Origin of the sequence: Thalassococcus arenae, assembly GCF_019104745.1 — a bacterium.
Lineage (GTDB): Bacteria > Pseudomonadota > Alphaproteobacteria > Rhodobacterales > Rhodobacteraceae > Thalassococcus_B > Thalassococcus_B arenae.
The window spans coordinates 2,059,854-2,082,910 of the sequence record NZ_JAHRWL010000001.1; the positions used below are offsets into that span (position 1 = coordinate 2,059,854).

Sequence of the window (23,057 nt, forward strand, 5' to 3'; positions counted from 1 at the left end):
CGCATGTCCATTCCCCAATCCGGCGGTGGCCCGATCGAACGGCACGAACAGCTGGCCGAGTACCTCGAATCCGGCTGCAAGCCCAAGGATGCCTGGCGCATCGGGACCGAGCACGAGAAGTTCGGTTATGACAAGAAAACGCTGGCGCCGCTGCCCTATGACGGCCCGTGTTCGATCCGCGCCGTGCTGGAAGGGCTGCGCGACCGGCATGGCTGGGCGCCGGTCGAAGAAGCGGGCACGTTGATCGGACTGGTCAAGGACGGGGCCAACATCTCGTTGGAACCGGGGGGGCAGCTGGAGCTGTCCGGCGCGCCGCTCGAGACAATCCACCAAACCTGCGACGAGGTGAACGAACATCTGCGCGAGGTGAAGGATATCGCCGACGCGATCGGCGCAGGCTTCATCGGGCTGGGGGCTGCGCCGATCTGGCGGCACGAGGACATGCCGCTGATGCCCAAAGGGCGCTACAAGCTGATGGATGCCTACATGGACAAGGTGGGCGAAGCCGGCAAGGTGATGATGCGGCGGACCTGCACCGTGCAGGTGAACCTCGATTTCGCCTCCGAGGCCGACATGGTGCAGAAATTGCGCGTGGCGCTGGCGCTGCAACCGGTGGCCAACGCACTGTTCGGGAACTCGCCGTTCTTCGAGGGCAAGCCGAACGGTCACAAATCCTGGCGCGGCTGGGTTTGGCGACATCTGGACGACGCGCGCACGGGCATGTTGCCCTTCGTCTTCGAGGACGGTTTCGGATTCGAGGCCTGGGTGGAATACGCGCTCGATGTGCCGATGTATTTCGTCTACCGCGACGGGCGCTATGTCGACGCGCTTGGTCAGTCGTTCCGGGATTTCCTGAAAGGTGAACTGCCCGCCATGCCGGGCGAGACGCCGACCCTGTCGGACTGGGCCGATCATCTGACCACGATCTTCCCCGAGGCGCGGATCAAGAAATACATCGAGATGCGCGGCGCCGATGGTGGGCCGTGGCGGCGCCTATGCGCGCTTCCGGCCTTCTGGGTCGGGCTGATGTACGACCAGGCGTCGCTGGATGCCGCCTGGGACCTCGTCAGGAACTGGGACGCCGAGACGCGGCAGGCGCTGCGGATCGCCGCTTCGGTCGACGGGCTGGCCGCGCAGGTTGGCGGCATCCGCATGCTCGACCTTGCGCGCGAGTCGGTGGCGCTGGCCGAGGCCGGCCTCGCCGCCCGCGCCAGGCAGGGGGCAGGCGGATTGTTGCCGGACGAGACGCATTTCCTGAACGCGCTCAAGGACAGCGTTGAATCGGGAAAGGCTCCTGCCGACGAATTGCTGGAGCATTACCACGGCGATTGGCAGGGCGACCTGACCCGTGTCTACGGGCAATACAGCTACTAGGCCCGGGTAGGCGTCTGCTTGAGCACCTTGGTGCGGTAATACTCGCGGATCTGTTCACGCCGCGCTTGTTCTTCTTCGGGGCTGGGCACGCGTTCGGCCTCGAACAGAACGGAATAGCTCTGCCATGGATCATGTGCCTTGCCGCCGCTGCGAAGCGGGCTGCCGCCGCCGCTGGCCGGCCCTCGCGGTGCGCCCCACTTGTTGTCGTCCTTCTGGCCGGGCATCGCCAGCAAGACGTACAGGATCAGAACGCCAATCACCGGGACAAAGGATATCATGAACCAAAGCGACGAACGGCCCGTGTCGTGCAGGCGGCGCATCGTCAGCGTCAGGTTCGGCACGAAGGTCAGCAGCATCAGGACCGGCGTCATGTAGGCAAAGGGGTTTGTGGCGGGTACGTCGGATGACATCAGGGTCATCACATCCCAGACAAGGGCCGCCACACCGGCGAAGAACAGGAACAGGAAGACCCACCAGAATTCGGCGCGGCTGGCGCGCCCGGTGATGTTGAAGGCACGAAAGAAAAAGGCCTCGAAGGCTGAGATCGGTCCGATCATGGTCGCCGGTTCCCTGGACAAGACATGCACTTGCCCCAAGGGTGACGCCGCTTGTGGGCAGGAATGCGGCCGACCGGGGGAGAAAACCGGGCGTTTCAGTAGCCGATGGCGCAGCCGTCCTTCCGTGGGTCCGAAGCCCCTTCCAGTGCGCCGTTTTCGTGGATGACGATCGCCTGTGCGCCGCCCAGCGGAATATCCGGCGTGGTCACATCATGGCCCAGGGCCGCCAGTTCGGCCCGTACCGCATCGGAATAGCCGCGTTCCAGTTGCAGCTTGTCGCCCTCGGCGAAACTGCGCGGCGCGTCCAGCGCGGTCTGGGCGTCCATGCCGAAATCGGTCATGTTGGTGATCACGCGGGCATGGCCGTTGGGCTGGTATTGCCCGCCCATCACGCCGAATGGCATCGACACGCGCCCGCCGTCGCGCAGCATGCCGGGGATGATGGTGTGCATCGGCCGCTTTCCTCCAGCCAGTTCGTTCGGGTGCCCGGGTGTGAGATTGAAGCCGGCACCGCGGTTCTGGAACAGGATGCCGAATTTCTCGGACGCGATGCCGGAACCGAAACCGTGAAAGATCGAATAGATCAGCGACACCGCCATGCGGTCGCGGTCGACCACGGTCAGATAGATCGTGTCCTTGTGCACGGCCTCGCTGGCCTTGGTCGCGGAGGGCATCGCGCGCTTGGGATCGATCAGGGCAGCAAGCGCCTGCGCGGTTTCGGGGCGCATCAGGTAGTCCAGGCGCTGCATGTGATCGGCGTCGGCCAGGAACCGGTTGCGGGCGTCATAGGCCAGCTTGGCCGCCTCGGCTTCGATATGCGCGCGCTTCGCGCCAAGCGGATCCATCGCGGCGATGTCGAATTGGGCCAGGATGTTGAGCATCAGGATCGCGGTCACACCCTGGCCGTTCGGCGGATGTTCCAGCACTTCGCGATGCTTGTACGTGCCGGCGATCGGATCGCCGATGGTGCATGCTGTCGCGGCGAAATCCTCGGGCTGATGAACGCCGCCCAGGGCTTGCAGCGTCGCAAGCATGTCGTCGGCCACTTCACCGGAATAGAACGCGTCGCGGCCGTGGCTGGCGAGGCGGCGCAGCACTTCGGCCTGGCCGCGCAGGCTGAACAGATCGCCCACCTTGGGGATCGCGCCGTCTGTCAGAAAGTGTTTGCGTCCGTGGCCTTGCAGGACGGGTTCGCAGCCCTGCCAGTCCCATGCGACACGCGGACTGACGACGACGCCTTCTTCCATGTACCGGATCGCAGGTGCCAGGCTGTCGGCGAGGCCCAGCTTGCCCCATTTGTCTGACATGACGCAGAACGCGTCGATGGCGCCGGGGATCGTCACCGCCTGGGCATCGTAGAGGGGTATCGCGGAATGGCCCTTGGCGCGCAGAGCCTCGGCACTGGCGGCGGCCGGTGCGCGGCCGGATCCGTTCACCGCGATGACGTCGTCCCCTCCGGCAGGCGAAATCAGCGCGAAACAATCGCCTCCTATGCCGGTCATCTGCGGTTCGGCGAGCCCCAGCACGATCGCGGCGCCGATCGCCGCATCGACGGCGTTGCCGCCGGACTTCAGCAGATCGATCGCGACCTGTGCGGCGATCGGATGCGAGGTGGCGCAGATGCCGTTGGTGGCCAGAACGGGTGAGCGGCCAGGCAGGTGGAAATCGCGCATGTGGTGAGCCTTCCTTGTTTGAAGGCCGAGCATAGGGCGCGCGCAACGGAGGTCAATCTGGGGGGAGGACCTCGGTACCGCGCACTGGGTGGGGGCTATTGCGACGCGGCACCGAGGGAAGCCATATGCAGCTACACTGTCGTTGTGGCAGACAATACCGGCGCGATTGCGGAGCGTTTCGGACAATTTCAAGGCAGGTTGGCAGGCTGCCCGATCGCGGTCAGACCCGACCGGAATCGAGCGCCAGTTCCAGCAGAAGGCGGTTTTCGCCGTCGCAACGGGTATATTCGACATTGTCGGTCAGTGCGCGGATCAGGAACCAGCCGAACCCGCCCTCCGGCAGTTCTGCGATCGGCACGTTGGGATCGGGCAAGACCGCATCGGGGATGCGCCGGTCGGGCAGGGCCGTGCCGCGGTCGCGCAATTCGGCCCGGACACGGCCATCGCGGCACCGCAGCAGCAACGAGATCGTGCCGCTCTCGCAACCGGAAAGGGCGTGTTCGACAACGTTGTTCAGCGCCTCGGCCAGAACGATTTCCAACCGATCGCAGACCGAGACGGGGCAACCGCAGGCCAACATGGCTCCGCGCATGTCGGCCAGGGCCCTGCGCACGTCACCGGGCGTATCACCCACCGACAGACGCAGCGACATGCCCGTCTTGCCGGATCCGGCCCCGGTGCCATGAATCGTCGCCTCACCCCTATCCATGAACAGGGTCAGGCATTGTGCGCGGCATCGGCGCTGGCATGGATGACGAAGATCGAATCCATCCGCGTCATCCGGAACACCTTGTCCACGGCCGGGCTGAGCGCCGCCAGTTCCATCCGTTGCCCGTCCCGCAGCGACTTCATCACCGCCACGATCGCACCCAGGCCGCTCGAATCGATGAATTCCACTTGGGACAGGTTCAGGATGATGCGGTCCGGCGCGTCGCGCGTGAGTTCGCGCATCTGGTCCTTGAACTGGATCGCCACCGCCGCGTCGATCCGTGCATTCGCCACCGTCACTGTGCCAAGGCCCGCTTCCGTCGTAATGTCGAGTTCCATTCGCCATCTCGTCCGCCTATGTTTCGAGCACGCTAGACCGCATTCCTTACCAATCGGTATGTGCCGTCCGGCGGAGTTGGAGGACGCAGATGCAAGACGTTGTCATCACCGGTGCGGCACGGACCGCGATGGGCGGTTTCCAGGGCGCGTTTTCGGACATGCCCGCATCCCGACTGGGCGGCGCCGCGATTCGCGCCGCCCTCGATGTGGCCGGTAACCCCGGTGTCGACGAGGTCCTGATGGGATGCGTGCTTCCCGCCGGACAGGGCCAGGCGCCGGCGCGGCAGGCCGGCTTTGCCGCGGGGCTGGGCGAAGAGGTTCCCGCAACCACGCTCAACAAGATGTGCGGATCGGGCATGAAGGCTGCGATGATGGCGTTCGACCGGCTGGCGCTCGGCCATGCCGGAACCATCGTCGCGGGTGGGATGGAATCGATGACGCAGGCGCCCTACCTGCTGCCCAAGATGCGCGGCGGCGCCCGAATCGGACACGGCCAGGTGATCGACCACATGTTCCTCGACGGGCTCGAGGACGCCTACGACAAGGGCCGCCTGATGGGCACCTTCGCCGAGGATTGCGCCGAAGCGTTCCAGTTCACCCGCGAGGCGCAGGATGCCTATGCGCTGGCTTCGCTGTCACGCGCACTGGAGGCGCAGAAATCCGGCGCGTTCGCCGGGGAAATCGCCCCTGTATCCGTCGCCACCCGCAAGGGCGACATCGTGGTCGGTGAAGACGAACAGCCGGGCAACGCCCGACCCGAAAAGATCCCACATCTCAAACCGGCCTTCCGAAAGGACGGAACGGTAACGCCGGCCAACAGCTCGTCGATCTCGGACGGGGCCGCGGCGCTGGTTCTGTCCACGATGAAGGCCGCAGAGGCCGCGGGCGCCTCGCCGCGTGCGCGCGTCGTCGGACATGCCAGCCACGCCCAGGCCCCCGGCTTGTTCACCACTGCCCCGGTGCCCGCCGCGCAGAAACTTCTGGACCGGATCGGCTGGTCGAAATCGGATGTCGATCTGTGGGAAGTCAACGAAGCCTTCGCCGTTGTGCCCATGGCCTTCATGCACGAGATGGGGCTGAGCCACGACATCGTTAACGTGCATGGTGGGGCCTGCGCGCTTGGTCATCCGATCGGGGCCTCGGGCGCGCGCATCATCGTCACCCTGCTGAACGCACTGGAACGCCACGACCTGAAACGCGGCATCGCCGCGATCTGCATCGGCGGCGGCGAAGGCACGGCCATCGCAATCGAGCGGGTCTGACCTTCTCTGGTTCAAAAATATCCCGGGGAGTATGAGGGGCTGGCCCCTCATTCCCGACCGCGACGAGGCACCGACATGAAGGTCGACTACCCCACCCTCGCCAAGACGATCGCCGCATTGACCGAGGGCGAAACCGATGCCGTCGCGCTGATGGCGACGATCGTCTGCGAGGTGCATCATGCCGATGATCGTTTCGACTGGACCGGGTTCTACCGCGTGACCGAACCGGGTCTGCTCAAGATCGGGCCCTATCAGGGCGGGCATGGCTGCCTGACCATCCCGTTCGAGCGCGGTGTCTGTGGCGCCTGCGCGCGCACGGGGCAGGTGCAATTGGTGCCCGATGTCGATGCCTTTCCGGGCCACATCGCCTGCGCGAGTTCCACCCGGTCCGAACTGGTGCTGCCGGTCCGCGATGCGCGCGGCGCGGTGATCGCGGTTCTCGATATCGACAGCAACCGGCCCGATGCGTTCACCCCAACCGATGCCGACGCCCTGCAGGCGATCCTGGACGCCGTTTTCGCAAACGGGTGATGGGTGCGGGAAAGAAACGACCGGCGTTGCGCGATTTGGTCTTGCCCTAGGCGCGCCCCGACTATTTCCTTCTGATAACAGCGGATTAATGAACGGGATCTGGCGAGGGAACACCATGAAAGGCAGCTGTGCGTGCGGTGAGATCGGTTTCGCGGTGTCGGGAAAGGCAAGAAGCGCCTCGATCTGCCATTGCCGACAGTGCCGCAAGATGTCGGGCCACGCCTGGGCGTCGGCGCAGGTGCAGCGGCCCGACCTGCAGATCGAGGGCCCCGTTCTCTGGATCGCGCTTAGCGACCGCGCGCGGCGCGGCATCTGCCCGGAATGCGGGTCGTTCCTGTTCTGGCAAGGCACCGGAGAGACGGCGATCAGTTTTGCCCTGGGTGCGATCGACGGACCGACCAGCCTGACGATCGAGAAACACCTGTTCAGCGATGAAAAGGCGGACTACGAGAGCGTATCGGACGGATCGCCACAATGGGTCTGACACATGCTCGATACGCTGCTTGCGATGGAGGCCTGGACGCTGGCGGCGTTCATGGGCGCGGCGATGGTTCTGTACCTGACGCCGGGGGCGGACATGATGTTCACCATCGCCAGCGGCGTGTCGGGCGGGCCACGGGCGGGCATGGCGGCGGCCTGCGGGATATCGCTGGGCGTGCTTGTGCACACGGTGCTGGCGGCGGCCGGGCTGGCGGCGCTGATGGCGACAAGCCCGGCGATGCTGGACGTGGTGCGCTATGCCGGCGCGGCCTACCTCGCATGGCTGGCCTGGCAGGCCTGGCGCGACCGTGACGGTCCGGCCAGACGGGCGGGGCGGGCGCATGTCTGGCAGGCGTTCCTGCGCGGCTTTGTGACCAACATGCTGAACCCCAAGGTCGGCCTGTTCGTCCTGGCCTTCCTGCCGCAATTCGCCGACCCCTCGGTCGGGCCGGTGGCGCAGCAGATCCTGATCCTGGGCGTCTTGCTGGCGATCGGCGGGGTCATTACCGATGGCCTATACGGTATCTTTGCCGGGCTGATGGCCGATCGTATCGCACGCCGTGCCCGCGTGATGAACCGTATCAGCGCAGTGATTTTCGGGGGGCTGGCCGCCCGCCTGGCCTGGAGCTGAGCATGACCGGCATCACCCTTCTGGACGGTGGCATGGGGCAGGAACTGATCCATCGCGCCGGTGACAGGCCGACCCCGCTATGGTCGACGCAGGTGATGCGCGACCATCCCGGCCTGGTGCGTGCGGTGCATGCGGATTATTTCGCTGCCGGTGCCACCATCGCCACCACCAACACCTATGCGCTGCACCGCGACCGGCTGGCACCTGCCGGGATCGAGGACGAATGGCCGGCTCTGGTCGACGCCGCGCTGGACGAGGCCGCCGCTGCCCGGGTCGCGCATGGCGCCGGTCGCATCGCCGGATCCGTCGGGCCGCTGGGGGCAAGCTATCGCCCGGATATCCACCCGGACCATGCCACGGCCGTGCCGTTGTATCGCGAACTGGTCGCGGCCCTTGCGCCGCGCGTCGATCTGGTCCTGTTCGAAACCGTTGCCTCGGTCGACCATGCCCGCGCGGCGGTCGCAGCGGGGCAGGGCTGCGGCAAACCGGTCTGGATCGCGGTGACGGTGGATGACGAGGACGGGCGGCATTTGCGCTCGGGCGAGCCGGTCGCGGATGTGGTGACCGTTCTGGCGGATGGCGCCGATGCCGTCCTGGCCAATTGCTCGGCCCCGGAGGCGATGCCCAAGGCACTGGAAATCCTGATGAAAACCGGCCTTCCCTTTGGCGCCTACGGCAACGCCTTCACCCAGATCACCAAGGACTTCCTCAAGGACCGGCCCACCGTCGACGCCCTGTCGGCGCGGCGCGACATGGGCCCCGAGGCCTATGCCGGCCATGCGATGACGTGGATCGGGCAGGGCGCCACCATCGTCGGCGGCTGCTGCGAGACCGGCCCGGCCCATATCGCCGAGATCGCGGCGCGGCTGCGCGCGGCCGGACACGCCATCGTCTGACCCTTGCGCCCGTGCGTCGGCTTTGCCACATGGCGGGGATGGATGACGTCTATTCCCCACCGCAGGGCGATATCGCGGTGCTGCACGAGGATCACGAGATCCTGATCGTCGACAAGCCTGCCGGCCTGCTGTCGGTGCCGGGCAAGGGCGCGCATCTGTCCGATTGCCTGATTGCGCGGCTCGAGGCGGCCTTTCCCACCGTGCGGCTGGTGCACCGGCTGGACCGCGACACCTCGGGCGTCATGGTATTCGCGCTGACCGCTTTCGCGCAAAAGCATCTGGGCCAGCAATTCGAGGCGCGCAAGCCGCGCAAGACCTACCTGGCGCGGGTGGCCGGGCGGCTGGGGCCGTCATCCGGCACGGTCGACCTGCCGCTGATCGTCGACTGGCCGAACCGGCCTTTGCAGAAGGTCTGCCACGAGACCGGGAAGCCCGCGGTGACGGATTGGAAGGTGTTGAAAGCAAACGACGACGAGACCCGTGTCAGGCTGTTTCCCAAGACCGGGCGAAGCCACCAGCTGCGGGTGCACATGCTGGCGCTCGGCCATCCGATCCTGGGCGACCCGTTCTATGCGCCCGATACGGTCGCGGCGCATTCCCGCCTGATGCTGCATGCCGAGGAATTGCGGCTGAACCACCCCGAAACCGGCCGCGGAATGACATTCCGGGCGCCCGCACCGTTCTGAGCGGGAAAATTTCTTTGCAAAGAAATTTGCCGCGCCTGCCCGGCGGCGGGAATGGGCCGGGGCGGAAGGGATTTGTGCGTATTTGTCAAAGAGAAGAAGCAGGGGATCGCGCGCGATTTCGGCGCAATCCCCTGATGCGTCAGCTTTTTTCCGGGTCCCAGCCCGAGACCGCCTTGACTTCGACGAAGTCGTGGATGCCCCAGCTGCCGCCTTCGCGACCATTGCCGGACATCTTCATGCCGCCGAAGGGCGAGCCGGCACCGCGGTCCTGGCCGTTCATCTCGACCATGCCCGAGCGCAGCACGCGGGCCAGTCGGTTGCGGCGGGCGCCGTCGGCGGATTGCACGTAGTTGGTCAGCCCGTAGGGCGTGTCATTGGCGATGCGCACCGCCTCGTCCTCGGTCTCGAAACGCAGGATCGACAGGACCGGGCCGAAGATTTCCTCGCGCGCGATGGTCATGTCGTTGGTGACATCGGCAAAGACCGTGGGGCGCACGAAAAAGCCCTTGTTGAGCCCGTCCGGGCGGCCGGTGCCGCCGGTGACAAGGCGCGCGCCCTCGTCGATGCCTTTCTGGATAAGGTCTTGAATCTTTTGCCATTGTGTCGCGTTGACCACGGGGCCGATATGACGCCCCTCCGCGCTGGCGGGCCCGACGGCCACCTTGGCGGCCACGGCGGCCGCCTCTTCGACGACGCGGTCGTAGATCGGCGCTTCGACCAGCATGCGCGAGGGCGCGTTGCAGGATTGGCCGGTGTTCTGCATCATGTGCAGCACGCCGCGCTTGACGGCCTTTTCATCGGCATCGGCGAAGACCAGGTTGGCGCCCTTGCCGCCCAGTTCCAGGTGCACGCGCTTGAGCGTGTCGGCGGCGGCGATCGAGATCAGGCGGCCGGCGCGGGTCGAGCCGGTGAAGCTGACCATGTCCACATCGGGGTGGCTGGAGAGCTGCGAACCGACGCCCGGACCGTCGCCGTTGACCAGGTTGAAGACCCCCGGCGGGAAGCCCGCCGCGTCGACAATTTCCGCGAAAATCAACGCGTTGAGGGGGCTTTCCTCGGAGGGCTTGAGCACCATCGTGTTGCCCGCCACGGCTGCGGCGCCGAATTTCAGCGTGATCTGGTTCATTGGCCAGTTCCACGGGGTGATCATGGCGCAGACGCCCACCGCCTCGTGGATGATGCGGTCGTTGGGGGCGTGGGGTCCAAGCGGACCTTCCCAGGGGAAGTCCTTGGCCGCCTTGAGAAAATTCTTGAGATGCCAGGAGCCGGCGCCGACCTGGCTGGAGCGCGACATGTCGATTGGCGCGCCCATTTCCAGGCTCATCGCCTGGGCCAGGTCTTCGGCCCGGTCGGCATAGAGTTCTGTCAGTCTTTCCAACAGCTTGATGCGTTCGGCGACGGGTGTGGCCATCCAGCCGGGCAGGGCGGCGCGGGCGGCGGCGACGGCGGCGTCGGTATCGGCCTGGCCGCCCAGAGAGATCACCGCGCAGGGCTCTTCGGTCGAGGGGTCGATGACGGCGTGATCGCGGCCGTCGCGGGGATCGACCCAGGCGCCGTCGATGTAGAATTTCCGTTTCTCTATCATGGTTTATCCCCTTTCCCAGAGTCGCGGGCGAGCCGGTTTCCGCGCCACTCTGTCACCCCGCGCAGATCGCCGCAAGCGGGGGGATGCAACCAGGGCCGGAAGGGCTTACATCTGGACAAGAGACAGAAGACAGGAGGCGGCCATGGGTCTGCGAATCAACGACGACATTCCGAATCTCGAGGTCACGACCGATCAGGGCGTGCTGAAACTGCACGATTGGATCGGTGACAGCTGGGCGATTTTGTTCAGCCATCCCAAGGACTTCACCCCCGTTTGTACCACCGAGTTCGGGGCCGTGGCGCAGCTGGCGGACGAATGGGAAAAGCGCGGCACCAAGGTGATGGGCATTTCGGTCGACGGGGTCGAGGACCACAAGAAGTGGAAGGGCGACATCGAGAAGACCTCGGGCGCCAAGGCCGGGTTCCCGATCATCGCAGACGAGGATCTGACGGTCGCCAAGGCGTTCGACATGCTGCCCGCGGAATACGTGCTGCCCGATGGCCGCACCCCCGCCGACAGTGCCACGGTACGCGTGGTCTTCATCATCGGGCCTGATAAAAAACTCAAATTGTCAATGACTTACCCGATGACGATCGGGCGCAATTTCGCCGAGGTGCTGCGCGCGCTGGACGCGTTGCAGACCTCGGCGCGCGAGAACGTGGCGACGCCGGCGAACTGGACACTGGGCCAGGACGTGATCGTGCCGGTGGCGGTGTCGGACGCGGATGCGATCAAGAAATACGGCAAGATCGACACCGTGCTGCCCTATCTGCGCAAGGCCAAGCTGCCGGGCTGAGGCGTGGGGTCTCGGACGGCTGGTAAACGCTGCGGCCGGTGGGGAAACCCTGCCGGCCGTTGGCGTCTTGGGGGGAGCAATCCGTCCGATTCGGTGCGATTTCGGAACGGATTGGTGGGGCATTGCGCAGGCGGGATCGGGCTGGCCGGGCAGCAATCCGTCCTGTTTCTCGCGATTTCGGGGCGGATTGCCCAGGCGCGGCCGCGACCGCAGCGTGACCTTGCGTCGGAGGGGCGGATTTTTTCGGCCGGTGCGGCAATTCCGTCCAGAGGCAGGCTGCGTTCCGACCTTGTCGACCCGGCGGTCGCGAAGGGCGGGGATGTTCGCGCAGGGGCTGGTTCGGACGCCGCTGCCCACGCTGCGTATGGCTGCCCGGCGCGGGGGGCGTTGCGCGTTTAAGACGGCCCTAAACCTTTTGGCCCATGTTCGCGCCGCGCATCTCATGGCAGGCGAACGACGTGGCAACGTATATTGTCGTAGACAAGGACAAGGACCCGCTGGGTCCGAACGAGATCAACGCGGGCGAGGCGATCAGCGTCTCGGACGGCGACGTTTTCATCATCGATCCGACCGCCGATGGCAACATCACCTTTCAAGCGAGCGGCGGACTGCCCGCCGGTTTCGATATCCAGATCGCGGATTCGAACGTTCACGGGTTTTCCATCAAGATCGAGGGCGGTCTGTCGCCGTCCGTCACGATCGGCGACGATGTCGATCTGGCCGATGTCGACATCGACGCAAAGGCGGCGGATCAGGTCAGCCTGGACATCGGCGACGCCGTCACGTTGGGGCGGTTCGAGGGGGCGGTCGCCGGCCCGAACACGGTCGTCATCGGCGACGGGTTCTCCACGACATCGGACTGGGTGTTCGGTGCTGCCGACGACAGCCTCACGGTCGGAGCCGACGCGACGTTCAAGAACCTCGACGCGGGTGCCGGCAACGATACGATCACCTTCGGCGACCGGGCGACAATCCATGACGTCGATACCAAATCCGGCAATGACAGCGTCACGTTCGGCGACGATCTTGACGCCAACGACATCAAGACGAGCGATGGCGACGATACCATCCGGTTCGGCGAGAACGCCCAGGTCAACGCGGTCGATGGCGGCAATGGCACCGACACGTTCTATACCGAGACGGCAGGGCTGAATGAAAAGAACATCGAGAATTCGCAGGTGGTCTGCTACGCGGCGGACACGCTGATCGATACCCCGTTCGGGCCCCGCAGGGTCGACGATCTGCGGGTCGGACATCTTGTGGACACGATGGATGCCGGTCCCTGTCATGTGCGCTGGGTGCGGTCCGATCGCCGTCGTCTGGACCGCGTTCCGGACGACCGCCGACCTGTCTTGATCAAGGCCAATGCCCTGGGTGACGGCGTGCCGTCACGCGACCTGGTCGTTTCGCCGCAGCACCGGATCCTGGTCGGGGATGCCGGCCAGTTCGAAGATGCCTGCGACCGGGCGTATCTCGTGCCTGCAAGGGCCTTGACCGACCGGCCCGGCATTCAGGTGATGCGCGGTCGGCGGCACATCACGTGGGTGCATTTCGCCCTGGACCGGCATCATCTGGTGCGCGCCAACGGCTGTTATTCGGAATCGCTGTATCTGGGCCGGATGGTCGTCAAAGGCTTGCGGAACAGCGAGCGCCGAAAGCTCGTGGCGATTTTCGGGCCGATACCGGACGATGGTTCCGCCATGAACGGGCCCGCGGCGCGCCCCTTTCTGACGGTCGGTGCGGCGCGGCGCCTCGTCGCCCGGCGGCTTGTCGAAACAGGCCCGTGCGCGGGCAGGGATGCCGGGCAACGCGATCGCGGTCAAGCGGCGGCGGCGGGCGGGGCCGATCGCGCCGGAAAGGACCGTCTGCCGCTGCGTGCCCGGTAACGGGCCGGCCCGTCCCGCAAGGCGGCCGGGTGGTGGCCCCGGTCGAGCCGGAGCCGGGCTGCACCGCGGCGCTGCGGCTGCCCCGCTGGCTGGCGGCGGTCGGGATCGCGGGGCCGGCCGTGTTCGGCGGGCTGCGGTTGCGTCTGCAGGCGCGACTTGGCAAGAGGGGGCAGAGGAGATCGCCGATGCCGTTCACGCTTGCCACCTGGAACATCAATTCGGTTCGCCTGCGGGCGGGGCTTGTCGAGCGGCTGCTGACCGAGGAGGCGCCGGACATCCTGTGCCTGCAGGAATGCAAGTCGCCGGTGGACAAGATGCCCCTGGATCGGTTCGCGGCGCTGGGTTACGGCCATGTCGTGGCGCATGGGCAGAAGGGCTATAACGGCGTCGCCATCCTGTCGAAACGGCCGATCGAGGAGGTCGGGCGGGCGGATTACGCCGGCCTGGGCCATGCGCGGCACGTGGCGGCGCGGCTGGAGAACGGCGTGGTGATCCACAATTTCTATGTGCCCGCGGGCGGCGACGTGCCGGACCGCGCCGTGAACGAGAAATTCGGCCAGAAGCTGGATTACCTGACCGGGATGCGCGATGCCTTTCATGCCGACAAACCCGGCAAGGCGATCCTGGTGGGCGATCTGAACATCGCCCCGCGCGAGGATGACGTGTGGTCGCACAAGCAGCTGCTGAAGGTGGTCAGCCACACGCCCATCGAGGTCGAGCATCTGGCGCAGACGCAGGAGGCGGGCGGCTGGGTCGACATCACCCGCAAGGACATTCCCGAGGGCAACCTGTATTCCTGGTGGTCCTACCGGGCCAAGGACTGGGATGCCGCCGACAAGGGCCGGCGGCTGGATCATGTCTGGGCGACGCCGGACATCGCCAATGCCGGGCATTCCAGCCGGGTGCTGCGCCATGTGCGCGGCTGGGAGCAGCCCAGCGACCACGCGCCGGTCTTCGCCAGCTTCGATCTGTGAGCGGGCAAATTCCTGGCGAGGAATTTGCAAAACGCTGGTGAGCGTTTTGGCCCCGGCCGGGGCGATGCGCCCTAGCGTTGCAGGATGTAGGTGCCGGGCGCGTCGCACAGCGGCGCCAGCCCGGCATCGGGCGCGCCCATCGGCGGCGGGGCGGCGCGGTCGGCGCCGCTGTGACCCGCCAGCCAGTCCCACCACAGCGGCCACCACGAGCCGGGCCGCGCTTGGTGCCGGGCGCACCAGGTGTCGGGGTCCATGTAGCGTTTTTCGGGGGTCCTGTGGCCGACCCGGAAATGCCGGTTCCGGTGGCCGGGTTCGGACAGGATGCCGGCGTTGTGGCCGCCATTGGTCAGCACGAAGGTCAGGTCGTTCTCGGTGAACAGCGCGGCCTTGTAGACCGACCGCCAGGGCGCGATGTAGTCGGTTTCGGTGCCCAGCACGAACATCGGTGCGGTGATGTCCTTGAGCGCGACGACCCGGCCGTCGACGGCGAAGCGGCCGGCGGTGAGGCGGTTTTCGAGGAACAGGCCGCGCAGGTATTCGGAATGCATGCGGTAGGGCATCCGCGTCGCGTCGGCGGACCAGGCGCCGATATCGAAGGCCGGTTCGGGGCGGTCGAGCAGGTAGCGCTGCACCGCCTGGTTCCAGACCAGGTCGCGGGCCCGCAGCGCCTTGAACGTGCCGGCCATCTGGTTCTGGTCGAGATAGCCGCGTGCCCACATCAGGTCTTCGAGATAGGCGATCTGGCTTTCGTCGAGAAACAGCATCAGTTCGCCCGCCTCGGTGAAATCGGTCTGGCCGGCCAGAAGGGTGATCGAGGCCAGGCGATCGTCGTCCTCGCGCGCCATGGCGGCGGCGGCGATGGCCAGGATGGTGCCGCCCAGGCAGTAGCCGCAGGCATGCACGCGGGCGCCGCCGCAGATCGTCGCGGCGGCGTCGAGCGCCTGCATGACGCCCATGCGGCGGTAATCGTCCAGCGACAGGTCGCGGTGGCGTTCGTCGGGGTTGACCCAGGAGATCGCGAAGACGGTGTGGCCCTGCGCGACCAGGTGCCCGATGAACGAGTTTCGCGCCGACAGGTCGAGGATGTAGTATTTCATGATCCAGGCCGGCACGATCAGCACCGGCTCGGGGTGGACGGTGCCGGTCTGCGGGCTGTACTGGATCAGTTCCATCAGGTCGTTGCGCAGGATGACCTTGCCCGGCGTCGCGGCGATGTCGCGCCCGATCTCGAACTGCGCCAGCGCGGCGGGCCGGCTGTCGGTCAGTTCGTCGTGGATGTCGTGCAGCAGGCGGGCGGTGCCGTTGCGCAAATTGGCGCCACCGGTCTTGAGCGTCGCCTCGACCACTTCGGGATTGGCCAGCGGCAGGTTGGAGGGCGACAGGGCGTTGACGATCTGCCCGGCCATGAAGCCGACCCGATCGGCGCTGCGGCGGCGCATGCCGCGGACCTCGCGGGTGGCCTCGCACCAGAAATCCTCGGTGGCGAGATGGGCCTGCTGGGCGGCGCGGAACGGCGGCAGTGCCCAGCCGGGATGGTCGAAACGGTGATCGCCCTTGCGCGGCGTCAAGCCGCCGGGCAGGCCGAAGGCGCCCAGCGTGGCGGCCAACCCGTTGCGCCAGGCCCGTTCGGCCAGTTGCATCTGCCGGCCCGGCGACCGGGCGAGGTGCATCGCCCAGTCCGACCAGGCCGACAGCGCGGCGAAGGAGGAGACGCCGAAGGTGGCCCTGCCCGCGGCGGCGCGCACCGCGCGGTCGAGCGTGTCCGCCCCGGCGGTCAGCCCGTGCGGGGGCGCGGGCCGGGCCGGATCGGCCGGTGGCGTCGGAACGGTTGCGGGGCGGATACGTGGCTGTTCGGTCATGGTCTCTGGACTGGCGACTCGGGTGCGCCCTTGGTGGCACATCGCGGGCGCCGGGGGTTTGACCTGGCTCATTTCGCCCGGGGCCGGGTGCCGCCGCACCTTGGCAGCGGCGCCGCCGCGGTCCATATAGAGCGCAGCCGCGTCGGCATTGGCAAGGATGGCCGGCACTGAAAAGGATGCAAGCGATGATCGGATTGGATGGAACCGGGGCCGCCCCGGCACAGGATCTTGTGAAGGATGTCAGCGAGGCGCAGTTCATGGCCGAGGTCGTGGATGCGTCGATGCAGGTGCCGGTGATCGTGGATTTCTGGGCGCCGTGGTGCGGGCCGTGCAAGACGCTGGGCCCGATGCTGGAGGCCGCGGTGACCGCCGCGAAAGGCGCGGTGAAGATGGCCAAGGTCAATGTCGACCAGGCCCAGCAGATCGCCGGGCAGCTGCGCATTCAGTCGATCCCCACGGTCTATGCCTTCTGGCAGGGCCAGCCGATCGACGGTTTTCAGGGCGCGGTGCCGGAAAGCGAGATCAAGGCCTTTGTCGAACGGGTGGTCAAGGCGGCCGGCGGCGATGCCAGCGGCGGGCTGGACGACGCCATCGCGGCGGCCGAGGAGATGCTGGAGCAGGGCGCGGCGGTGGACGCGGCGCAGACCTTTGCCGCGGTGCTGGGCGAGGAGCCGGCCAATGCCAAGGCCTATGGCGGGCTGGTGCGCGCCCATATCGCGATGGATGACCTGGACCAGGCCGAGGCGATCCTGAACGGCGCGCCGGCGGAGATTTCCAGGTCGGCCGAGCTGGAGGCCGCGCATGCGCAGCTGGAACTGGCGCGGCAGGCCGGAAACGCCGGTCCGATCGCCGAGCTGGCGGCGCGGGTCGAGGCCGATCCCGACGATCACCAGGCGCGGTTCGACCTGGCGCTGGCGATCTATTCCAAGGGCGATGGTCAGGCGGCGGTGGATCACCTGCTGGAGCTGTTCCGGCGCGACCGGGAATGGAACGACGGCGCGGCCAAGGCGCAGCTGATGACGATCTTCGAGGCGCTCAAACCGAACGATCCGGTGGCGCTGAACGGGCGGCGCAAGCTCAGCTCGATGATATTTGCCTGAGCCCGGTGCTGGGCTAGGTTCGGCATATGGTGCGAAGCTTTGATCTGCCCGACATCGTCGCGGTCTTTCCCTTGCCCGGTGCGCTGCTGCTGCCGCGCGCCCGGTTGCCGTTGCACATCTTCGAGCCGCGCTACCTGGCCATGCTGGACGATGCGCTGAAGACCGAGTCGCGGCTGATCGGCATGGTGCAGCCGCACAGCGTGCCGGGGCGCACCGGCGGCACCGGGTTGCAGCGCATCGGCTGCGCCGGGCGGGTGACGCAGTTTTCCGAGACCGAGGACGGGCGTTACATGATCACGTTGTCCGGCATCTCGCGGTTTCGCGTCGCCGAGGAGGTCGAGGGCTTTTCGCCCTATCGCCGCTGCAAGGTCACCTGGGACGGTTTCGAGCGCGACCGCGCCGCCGAGGAAAAGGATGCGCGGTTCGACCGCAACGCCTTCATGGCGCTGCTGGATCGCTATTTCACCGCGCGCGACCTGTCGGCCGACTGGGACACGCTGCGCGAGGCCGAGGACGAATTGCTGATAAACTCGTTGTCGATGCTGCTGGATTTCAGCCCCGAGGACAAGCAGGCGCTGCTGGAGGCGCCGTCGCTGGCGACCCGGCGCGAGACGCTGGTGACGCTGATCGAATACGCGTTGCGCGGCGGCGAAGAGGATGTGCTGCAATGAGCGCCGAGGCATCGGGGCCGGGGTTCGACCGCCGGATGCTGGAGGCGCTGATCTGCCCGGTCACCCAGACCGGGCTGCGCTATGATGCCGAGAAGGCCGAACTGGTGAGCACCGCCGCGAAACTGGCCTTTCCGATCCGTGGCGGCATCCCGGTCATGCTGGTGGACGAGGCGCGCCAGCTGGACTGAGCCGACCGCGCGCGGCGGCGCGTGCGCCCGACCGGCGCCGAGGGTCACGCCAGCGCCAGCGCGCGGGCGTAGACATCGGCATCGACATTGCCGCCCGAGATCGTGCAGATCACCGCGTCGCCGTCGATTTGGTCGCCGTGGAACAGCGCGGCGGCCAGCGCCACGGCGCCGCCCGGTTCGGCCACCACCTTGAGATGGCGGAACGCGAGCGCCATGGCGCGCAGGGCTTCGTCGTCGGTCACCACGAGGCCCGGGCCGCAGAGGCGGTGCAGGATCGGAAAGGTGACGTCGCCCGGCGCGGGTGTCAGGATCGCGTCGCAGAGCCCGCCGGCCATCCGGTCGTTGCGCTGGATCGCGCCGGTGGCGAGCGAGCGGGTGACGTCGTCGAAGCCTTCGGGTTCGACCGGGCGGACGCGCATGCGCGGGGCGCGCGCCTCGAGCGCCAGCGCGATGCCCGAGGTCAGCCCGCCGCCGCCGCAGCAGACCAGCACATCCGCCTGGGTCACGCCCTGCCGGGCGGCCTGTTCGGCGATTTCCAGCCCGCAGCTGCCCTGGCCGGCGATGACCTCGGGTTCGTCGAAGGGTTTGACCAGGACCATGCCGCGTTCGGCCTGCAGGCGGTCGCCCAGCTCTTCGCGGCTTTGGCTGCCGCGGTCGTAGAGCACCACTTCGCCGCCGAGCGCGCGGGTGCCGTCGATCTTGGATTGCGGCGCGTCGGACGGCATGATGATGACCGAGGGCACGCCGTGGGCGGCAGCGGCGGCGGCGATGCCCTGGGCGTGGTTGCCCGAAGAGAAGGCGAGGATGCCCCTGGCCCGCCGGTCCGCGGGCAGCGCCGAAATCGCCGCCCAGGCGCCGCGGAACTTGAAGCTGCCGGTCTTTTGCAGGCATTCGGCCTTGACCAGCACGCGCCGGCCGGCGATCGCGTCCAGCCCCGGCGCGGACAGCAGGGGGGTGCGGCGGGCAAAGCCGCGCAACCGGTCCGCGGCGGCGTCGATGCGGGCGATGTCCATGGCGGGTTCTCCTTGCGTTCGGTGCAGGAAACCGATGCCGCGCGGTGCTGTCAAACCGGGATTTGTATCGATACGCAGGGGGGCGAAAGCGGCGCGCGGGCGACCCGCGGCGGCGGGGTGGTGGACCGGCTGCGGGCCATTTATGCTGGACCCCGAAGGCCCGTTCCCGGGAAAGGGCGGTGCCAGGGGAGCGCCAGCAATGCCGCAGATCGCGGATGCCCGAGCCGCGTCGGACGGCACGTCCGAGACCGGCGGGATGATCGAGAAACGCGCCGCGCCGGGCGGGGTGGCGTCGCGGGCGCTGTATTCGCCCTGCGGGGCCTATCGCTATGGGCTGGAACGGCGCTGGGCCGCGGGGCGCGGGCTGCTCTGCATCATGCTCAACCCGTCGACGGCGACCGAGGCGGCGAACGACCCCACCATCGAGCGCTGCCAGCGCCGGGCGGTGGCGCTGGGCTTCGGCGCGGTGCGGATCGCCAACCTGTTCGGCTTTCGCGCCACCCGGCCGGCAGACCTGAAACGCGCCGCCGATCCGGTGGGCCCGGCCAACGACGCGCTGCTGGCGCAGTGGACGGCCGAGGCCGACATGGTGCTGGCGGCCTGGGGCGTGCATGGCGCGCTGGCGGGGCGGGGGCGCCGGGTTGCCGCGGCGTTGCGTGGCGACGTGCGGCATCTGGGGTTGACCCGGGACGGGTTTCCGCGCCATCCGCTATACGTGTCCTACGACGTGCAGCCGCAAGCCTGGAGCCAGGAGGAGCGCCGCGCCCATGCGCAAACCGAAAACGCCTGAGCCCGTCGAACTGGACGGGATCGACCAGCTGGCGGCCGAGCTGGCGCGGCTGAACAACCACCGGTTCGTTCGCATCCACAACTCGACCCTGCGGCTTGTCTGGTTCCAGTTCCTGCGCGGACTGGCCTTCGGGCTGGGCACGGTGATCGGAGCGTCGGCCCTGGTGTCGGTGCTGGCGCTGCTTCTGGCGCAGATCGAGGTGGTGCCGATCCTGGGCGGACTGGCCACCGAGGTGCTGCGGGAGATCGAGACGACGCGTTAACCAATTGTTAACGATTCCTTAACTTTGTTGTGCGATTTCAGTTGATTGCACCTGGTGTGCGCGGGATACTGCCCTTTGGTAGTGGTGAGGCGTCGGGCGATGTTGTTTCTGGCCGGATTGATGGGTGCGATGGTGCTGGGATCGGTGGCGATCGTCAGCATGACCGACATCCTGGAACCCGATGAAAGCCCGGAAGAGGCCGAAGCCAACGCGACCGCCCGGGCCGAGGCCGAGGAGGCCGGGCTGGAGGGTGACGGCGGGGGGTCCCTGCTGGACCGGATCGCGACCGCCAGTGCGCCCGGCGTGATCGCCGAAGGCGGCGCTGGCGACGACACGCTGACCGGGACCGACGGCGTCGACCTGTTGAACGGCCGCGGCGGTGCGGACGTGATCAGCGGTGCCGCTGCCGAAGACGAACTGGTCGGCGGCGATGGCGACGACGCGATCAGCGGCGAGGGCGGCGACGACACCCTGCATGGCGAGGCCGGCGACGACGCGATGGATGGCGGCGATGGCGATGATGCGCTGTTCGGTCACGATGGCGACGACAGCATGGATGGCGGCGCAGGCAACGATATCCTGCAGGGCGGGCTGGGCGCCGATGCGCTGGACGGCGGCGATGGCGACGATGCCCTGCTGGGACGCGAGGGCGCCGACACGCTGCGCGGCGGTGCCGGCAGCGACACGCTGGCCGGCGGCTGGGGTGACGACCTGCTGGACGGCCGCGTGATCGGCGCCGACGGTGCCGACACCGACGGCATGGATTTTCTCAACGGCAATGACGGTGCCGATACGCTGATCGCCGGCAACGGCGATGTGCTGACCGGCGGTGCGGATGCCGACACCTTGGTGCTGGGCGACTGGATCGGCGCAGACGCGGCGCGGCTGTTCGATTTCGACGCGGCCGAGGACCAGGTCGTGGTGATCTATGACGACAGCGACCCGGATGCCGATCCCGAGATCGAGATCCGCGCCGCCCCCGACGATCCGACGCTGGCGCAGATCGTCGTCGACGGCGTGGTGCTGGCGGAACTGCCGGCCGCCGAGGCGCCGCCGCTGGATGCCATCGTGCTGCTGGGCGAAAGCGCCTCGGGGCTGGTTCCGGGCGCCTGATCGCCGCGGCCGCCGGTTCGCGGGCGGTCCTGCCCGGCGGCGCTTTCCGCATTCCCGCTTTACAAGCCCGGCGCGTTGGCTTATGCGCCCCCATCCGCCGTGCTGGCGGTGTTTCTCCATGGGCCCTGCTGGACGACATCCCGGCTTGCGCCATAACCCTTTTGACCCGAAAGGAGACCCCGATGTCGATCACCGCCGAAGAAAAGACCCGGTTGATGAAGGACTATGCCACCAAGGACGGCGACACCGGTTCGCCGGAAGTGCAGGTGGCGATCCTGACCTCGCGCATCGCGACGCTGACCGAGCATTTCAAGACCCACAAGAAGGACAACCATTCGCGCCGTGGCCTTCTGAAGCTGGTGGCACAGCGCCGCAAGCTGCTGGACTATCTCAAGGGCAAGGAAGAGGCCCGCTACCAGGACCTGATCAAGCGCCTGGGCATCCGCCGCTGAGGCACGGGCGCGCCACGGGGCGCGGCCGACATACCGGATGGATCAAGGGGCCCCGCGGGGCCCCTTTCGTCTTTGGCGCGCCGCCGTGGCTCAGAGACCGATCAGCGCTTCGGCCAGTGCCATCCAGAGCGGGATCGACAGGATCGCCACCGGCGTGCCCAGCCCGGTCGAGGTGCCGACATAGGCCGAGGGATTGGCCTCGGGGATCGCGGCGCGCAGGGTCGGCGGGCCGGAGATGTCGGAACTGGACGCCGCCATCACCGCCAGCAACACCACGCCGCCCGCCGAGAACCCGGTGACATGGTGGATCGCCAGCCCGGCAGCGAAGCCGAGCGCGCCGTGGATCAGCGGTGCGGTCAGCCCGTAGACCAGGTAGACATGCGCGACCTTGCGCATCTCGGACAGCCGCGCCCAGGCCTCCATCCCCATGATCAGCATCAGGATCGACAGCAGGCCCCGGAACAGCGGTTCGTAGAAGCTGTCATAGACGCTGTCGGGCCGGGCGAAGAAGCCGAGGCCGAGGCCCAGGAGCAGCGCCGAGATGGCGGGGCTGCGCAGCGTGTCGGTGAGGATGCCGCCGATCACGCCGCTGCCGCCGGTGCCGGTGCCGCCGGTGCCGCTGCCCAGCGTCAGTGTCGCGGTGCCGCCGGCGGAAGCGGTGGCCGCGATGCGCCGCGCGGCGCCGAGCCGGGCCAGTACGATCGCGGTGATCAGCGCGGCGAGGTCCATGAAGGGGTAGAGCGCGGCGATGAAGCCTTCGTAGGCGATGCCCTCGGCATCCAGCATCGCCATGCCGGCGGCCAGCGTCGAGGCCGAGACCGCGCCGAACAGCCCCGCCGTCGCCAGCCCGTCCATCCGCGCCACGCCGCGCATCCGCGCCAGCGTGACGGTGCCAAGCGCCACGATGGCGATGCCGAGCGCGGCGGCGGCCAGCGCCGGCACCAGCAGCGACATCAGATCGGCGTCGCGCACCGAGATGCCGGCGCCGATGCCCACCTTGAGCAGCAGCAGCATGACCACGAACTTGTAGACCGGTTCGGGCACGTCGAGTTTCGATCCCGCCGCGGCGAGGATCATGCCGCCAAGCAGGAAGGCGAGGGTGGGTTTCTGCACCTGCGCCACGATGGTCGTCAGGATGTCAACGGCGATGTCCATGTCTGTCCCCTGGATTGTCTGGTTCGACAGGGCAGATAGCCGGTTCGATCAACAATAAAAAATACAACATTTCGCC

At 67.5% G+C, this 23,057-nt stretch carries 25 protein-coding genes; 17 read left to right on the forward strand and 8 right to left on the reverse strand.

Annotated elements, in window-relative coordinates:
- The first annotated feature begins 3 nt into the window (after window positions 1-3).
- Complete coding sequence (locus KUH32_RS10285; protein WP_217777929.1) at window positions 4-1,374, forward strand: glutamate--cysteine ligase; 1,371 nt, start codon at window positions 4-6, stop codon at window positions 1,372-1,374.
- Here the strand turns inward: KUH32_RS10285 and KUH32_RS10290 are convergent.
- The 4 genes from KUH32_RS10290 to KUH32_RS10305 form a co-directional block, all read right to left on the reverse strand.
- Window positions 1,371-1,931, reverse strand: coding sequence for a DUF805 domain-containing protein (locus KUH32_RS10290; protein ID WP_217777930.1), 561 nt, complete (start codon window positions 1,929-1,931; stop codon window positions 1,371-1,373). The genes KUH32_RS10285 and KUH32_RS10290 overlap by 4 nt on opposite strands.
- A 95-nt stretch (window positions 1,932-2,026) precedes the next feature.
- Complete coding sequence (locus tag KUH32_RS10295; protein ID WP_217777931.1) at window positions 2,027-3,604, reverse strand: gamma-glutamyltransferase family protein; 1,578 nt, start codon at window positions 3,602-3,604, stop codon at window positions 2,027-2,029.
- A gap of 220 nt (window positions 3,605-3,824) precedes the next feature.
- Window positions 3,825-4,256, reverse strand: a complete 432-nt coding sequence (locus KUH32_RS10300) for an ATP-binding protein (RefSeq protein WP_217777932.1) — start codon at window positions 4,254-4,256, stop codon at window positions 3,825-3,827.
- A 65-nt stretch (window positions 4,257-4,321) separates the two neighbouring features.
- Window positions 4,322-4,651 carry an STAS domain-containing protein gene (locus KUH32_RS10305; RefSeq protein ID WP_217777933.1) on the reverse strand — a complete coding sequence of 110 codons (330 nt, stop codon included), beginning with the start codon at window positions 4,649-4,651 and terminating at the stop codon, window positions 4,322-4,324.
- A gap of 89 nt (window positions 4,652-4,740) precedes the next feature.
- Here KUH32_RS10305 and KUH32_RS10310 point away from each other — a divergent pair, with 89 nt between their 5' ends.
- From KUH32_RS10310 to KUH32_RS10335, 6 genes are all read left to right on the forward strand, one after another.
- Entirely contained in the window at window positions 4,741-5,913 is a 1,173-nt protein-coding gene (locus KUH32_RS10310) for a thiolase family protein (protein ID WP_217777934.1), read from the forward strand.
- Window positions 5,914-5,988: 75 nt separating this feature from the next.
- Window positions 5,989-6,444 (forward strand): GAF domain-containing protein, encoded by a 456-nt coding sequence (locus KUH32_RS10315; protein ID WP_217777935.1) that lies wholly within the window; start codon window positions 5,989-5,991, stop codon window positions 6,442-6,444.
- Between the two features lie 115 nt (window positions 6,445-6,559).
- Complete coding sequence (locus KUH32_RS10320; RefSeq protein ID WP_217777937.1) at window positions 6,560-6,928, forward strand: GFA family protein; 369 nt, start codon at window positions 6,560-6,562, stop codon at window positions 6,926-6,928.
- A gap of 3 nt (window positions 6,929-6,931) precedes the next feature.
- A complete protein-coding gene (locus KUH32_RS10325) occupies window positions 6,932-7,555 on the forward strand; it encodes a LysE family translocator (protein WP_217777939.1) in 624 nt (207 codons plus the stop codon).
- A gap of 2 nt (window positions 7,556-7,557) precedes the next feature.
- Window positions 7,558-8,451: a homocysteine S-methyltransferase family protein gene (locus KUH32_RS10330; RefSeq protein WP_217777940.1), complete on the forward strand. Its 894-nt coding sequence runs from the start codon at window positions 7,558-7,560 to the stop codon at window positions 8,449-8,451.
- A 38-nt stretch (window positions 8,452-8,489) separates the two neighbouring features.
- A complete protein-coding gene (locus KUH32_RS10335; protein WP_217778401.1) occupies window positions 8,490-9,137 on the forward strand; it encodes an RluA family pseudouridine synthase in 648 nt (215 codons plus the stop codon).
- A gap of 139 nt (window positions 9,138-9,276) precedes the next feature.
- Here KUH32_RS10335 and KUH32_RS10340 read toward each other — a convergent pair whose 3' ends face one another.
- Window positions 9,277-10,722, reverse strand: coding sequence for an aldehyde dehydrogenase family protein (locus tag KUH32_RS10340; RefSeq protein WP_217777942.1), 1,446 nt, complete (start codon window positions 10,720-10,722; stop codon window positions 9,277-9,279).
- Between the two features lie 142 nt (window positions 10,723-10,864).
- Here KUH32_RS10340 and KUH32_RS10345 point away from each other — a divergent pair, with 142 nt between their 5' ends.
- The 3 genes from KUH32_RS10345 (at window position 10,865) to KUH32_RS10355 (ending at window position 14,378) form a co-directional block, all read left to right on the forward strand.
- A complete protein-coding gene (locus KUH32_RS10345; protein ID WP_217777943.1) occupies window positions 10,865-11,518 on the forward strand; it encodes a peroxiredoxin in 654 nt (217 codons plus the stop codon).
- A 458-nt stretch (window positions 11,519-11,976) separates the two neighbouring features.
- The gene (locus KUH32_RS10350; RefSeq protein WP_217777944.1) at window positions 11,977-13,404 is read left to right on the forward strand and encodes a Hint domain-containing protein; all 1,428 of its coding nucleotides are present in this window, start codon (window positions 11,977-11,979) and stop codon (window positions 13,402-13,404) included.
- Between the two features lie 185 nt (window positions 13,405-13,589).
- A complete protein-coding gene (locus KUH32_RS10355; protein WP_217777945.1) occupies window positions 13,590-14,378 on the forward strand; it encodes an exodeoxyribonuclease III in 789 nt (262 codons plus the stop codon).
- A gap of 71 nt (window positions 14,379-14,449) precedes the next feature.
- Here the strand turns inward: KUH32_RS10355 and KUH32_RS10360 are convergent, their stop codons facing one another.
- The gene (locus KUH32_RS10360) at window positions 14,450-16,405 is read right to left on the reverse strand and encodes a PHA/PHB synthase family protein (protein WP_348541102.1); all 1,956 of its coding nucleotides are present in this window, start codon (window positions 16,403-16,405) and stop codon (window positions 14,450-14,452) included.
- Window positions 16,406-16,422: 17 nt separating this feature from the next.
- Here KUH32_RS10360 and trxA point away from each other — a divergent pair, with 17 nt between their 5' ends.
- The 3 genes from trxA to KUH32_RS10375 are packed head-to-tail and all read left to right on the forward strand — an operon-like array spanning window position 16,423 to window position 18,196.
- Complete coding sequence (trxA, locus tag KUH32_RS10365; RefSeq protein ID WP_217777946.1) at window positions 16,423-17,337, forward strand: thioredoxin; 915 nt, start codon at window positions 16,423-16,425, stop codon at window positions 17,335-17,337.
- 26 nt (window positions 17,338-17,363) lie between these two features.
- On the forward strand, window positions 17,364-18,008 hold the full coding sequence (locus KUH32_RS10370) for an LON peptidase substrate-binding domain-containing protein (protein ID WP_217777947.1): 645 nt from the start codon (window positions 17,364-17,366) through the stop codon (window positions 18,006-18,008).
- Complete coding sequence (locus tag KUH32_RS10375) at window positions 18,005-18,196, forward strand: Trm112 family protein (protein WP_217777949.1); 192 nt, start codon at window positions 18,005-18,007, stop codon at window positions 18,194-18,196. The genes KUH32_RS10370 and KUH32_RS10375 overlap by 4 nt, the downstream gene beginning before the upstream one ends.
- A 44-nt stretch (window positions 18,197-18,240) precedes the next feature.
- Here the strand turns inward: KUH32_RS10375 and KUH32_RS10380 are convergent, their stop codons facing one another.
- On the reverse strand, window positions 18,241-19,209 hold the full coding sequence (locus tag KUH32_RS10380) for a threonine ammonia-lyase (protein WP_217777951.1): 969 nt from the start codon (window positions 19,207-19,209) through the stop codon (window positions 18,241-18,243).
- Between the two features lie 256 nt (window positions 19,210-19,465).
- Here KUH32_RS10380 and KUH32_RS10385 point away from each other — a divergent pair, with 256 nt between their 5' ends.
- The 4 genes from KUH32_RS10385 (at window position 19,466) to rpsO (ending at window position 21,826) form a co-directional block, all read left to right on the forward strand.
- The gene (locus KUH32_RS10385) at window positions 19,466-19,999 is read left to right on the forward strand and encodes a DUF1643 domain-containing protein (RefSeq protein WP_217778403.1); all 534 of its coding nucleotides are present in this window, start codon (window positions 19,466-19,468) and stop codon (window positions 19,997-19,999) included.
- Window positions 19,977-20,261 carry a DUF5665 domain-containing protein gene (locus KUH32_RS10390; RefSeq protein WP_217777953.1) on the forward strand — a complete coding sequence of 95 codons (285 nt, stop codon included), beginning with the start codon at window positions 19,977-19,979 and terminating at the stop codon, window positions 20,259-20,261. Before KUH32_RS10385 ends, KUH32_RS10390 begins: the two co-directional genes overlap by 23 nt.
- A gap of 99 nt (window positions 20,262-20,360) precedes the next feature.
- The gene (locus KUH32_RS10395) at window positions 20,361-21,374 is read left to right on the forward strand and encodes a calcium-binding protein (protein ID WP_217777954.1); all 1,014 of its coding nucleotides are present in this window, start codon (window positions 20,361-20,363) and stop codon (window positions 21,372-21,374) included.
- Window positions 21,375-21,556: 182 nt separating this feature from the next.
- Window positions 21,557-21,826 carry a 30S ribosomal protein S15 gene (gene rpsO, locus KUH32_RS10400; RefSeq protein ID WP_217777956.1) on the forward strand — a complete coding sequence of 90 codons (270 nt, stop codon included), beginning with the start codon at window positions 21,557-21,559 and terminating at the stop codon, window positions 21,824-21,826.
- Between the two features lie 90 nt (window positions 21,827-21,916).
- Here rpsO and KUH32_RS10405 read toward each other — a convergent pair whose 3' ends face one another.
- Window positions 21,917-22,981: a sodium-dependent bicarbonate transport family permease gene (locus tag KUH32_RS10405; protein WP_217777958.1), complete on the reverse strand. Its 1,065-nt coding sequence runs from the start codon at window positions 22,979-22,981 to the stop codon at window positions 21,917-21,919.
- Window positions 22,982-23,057: the final 76 nt, after the last annotated feature.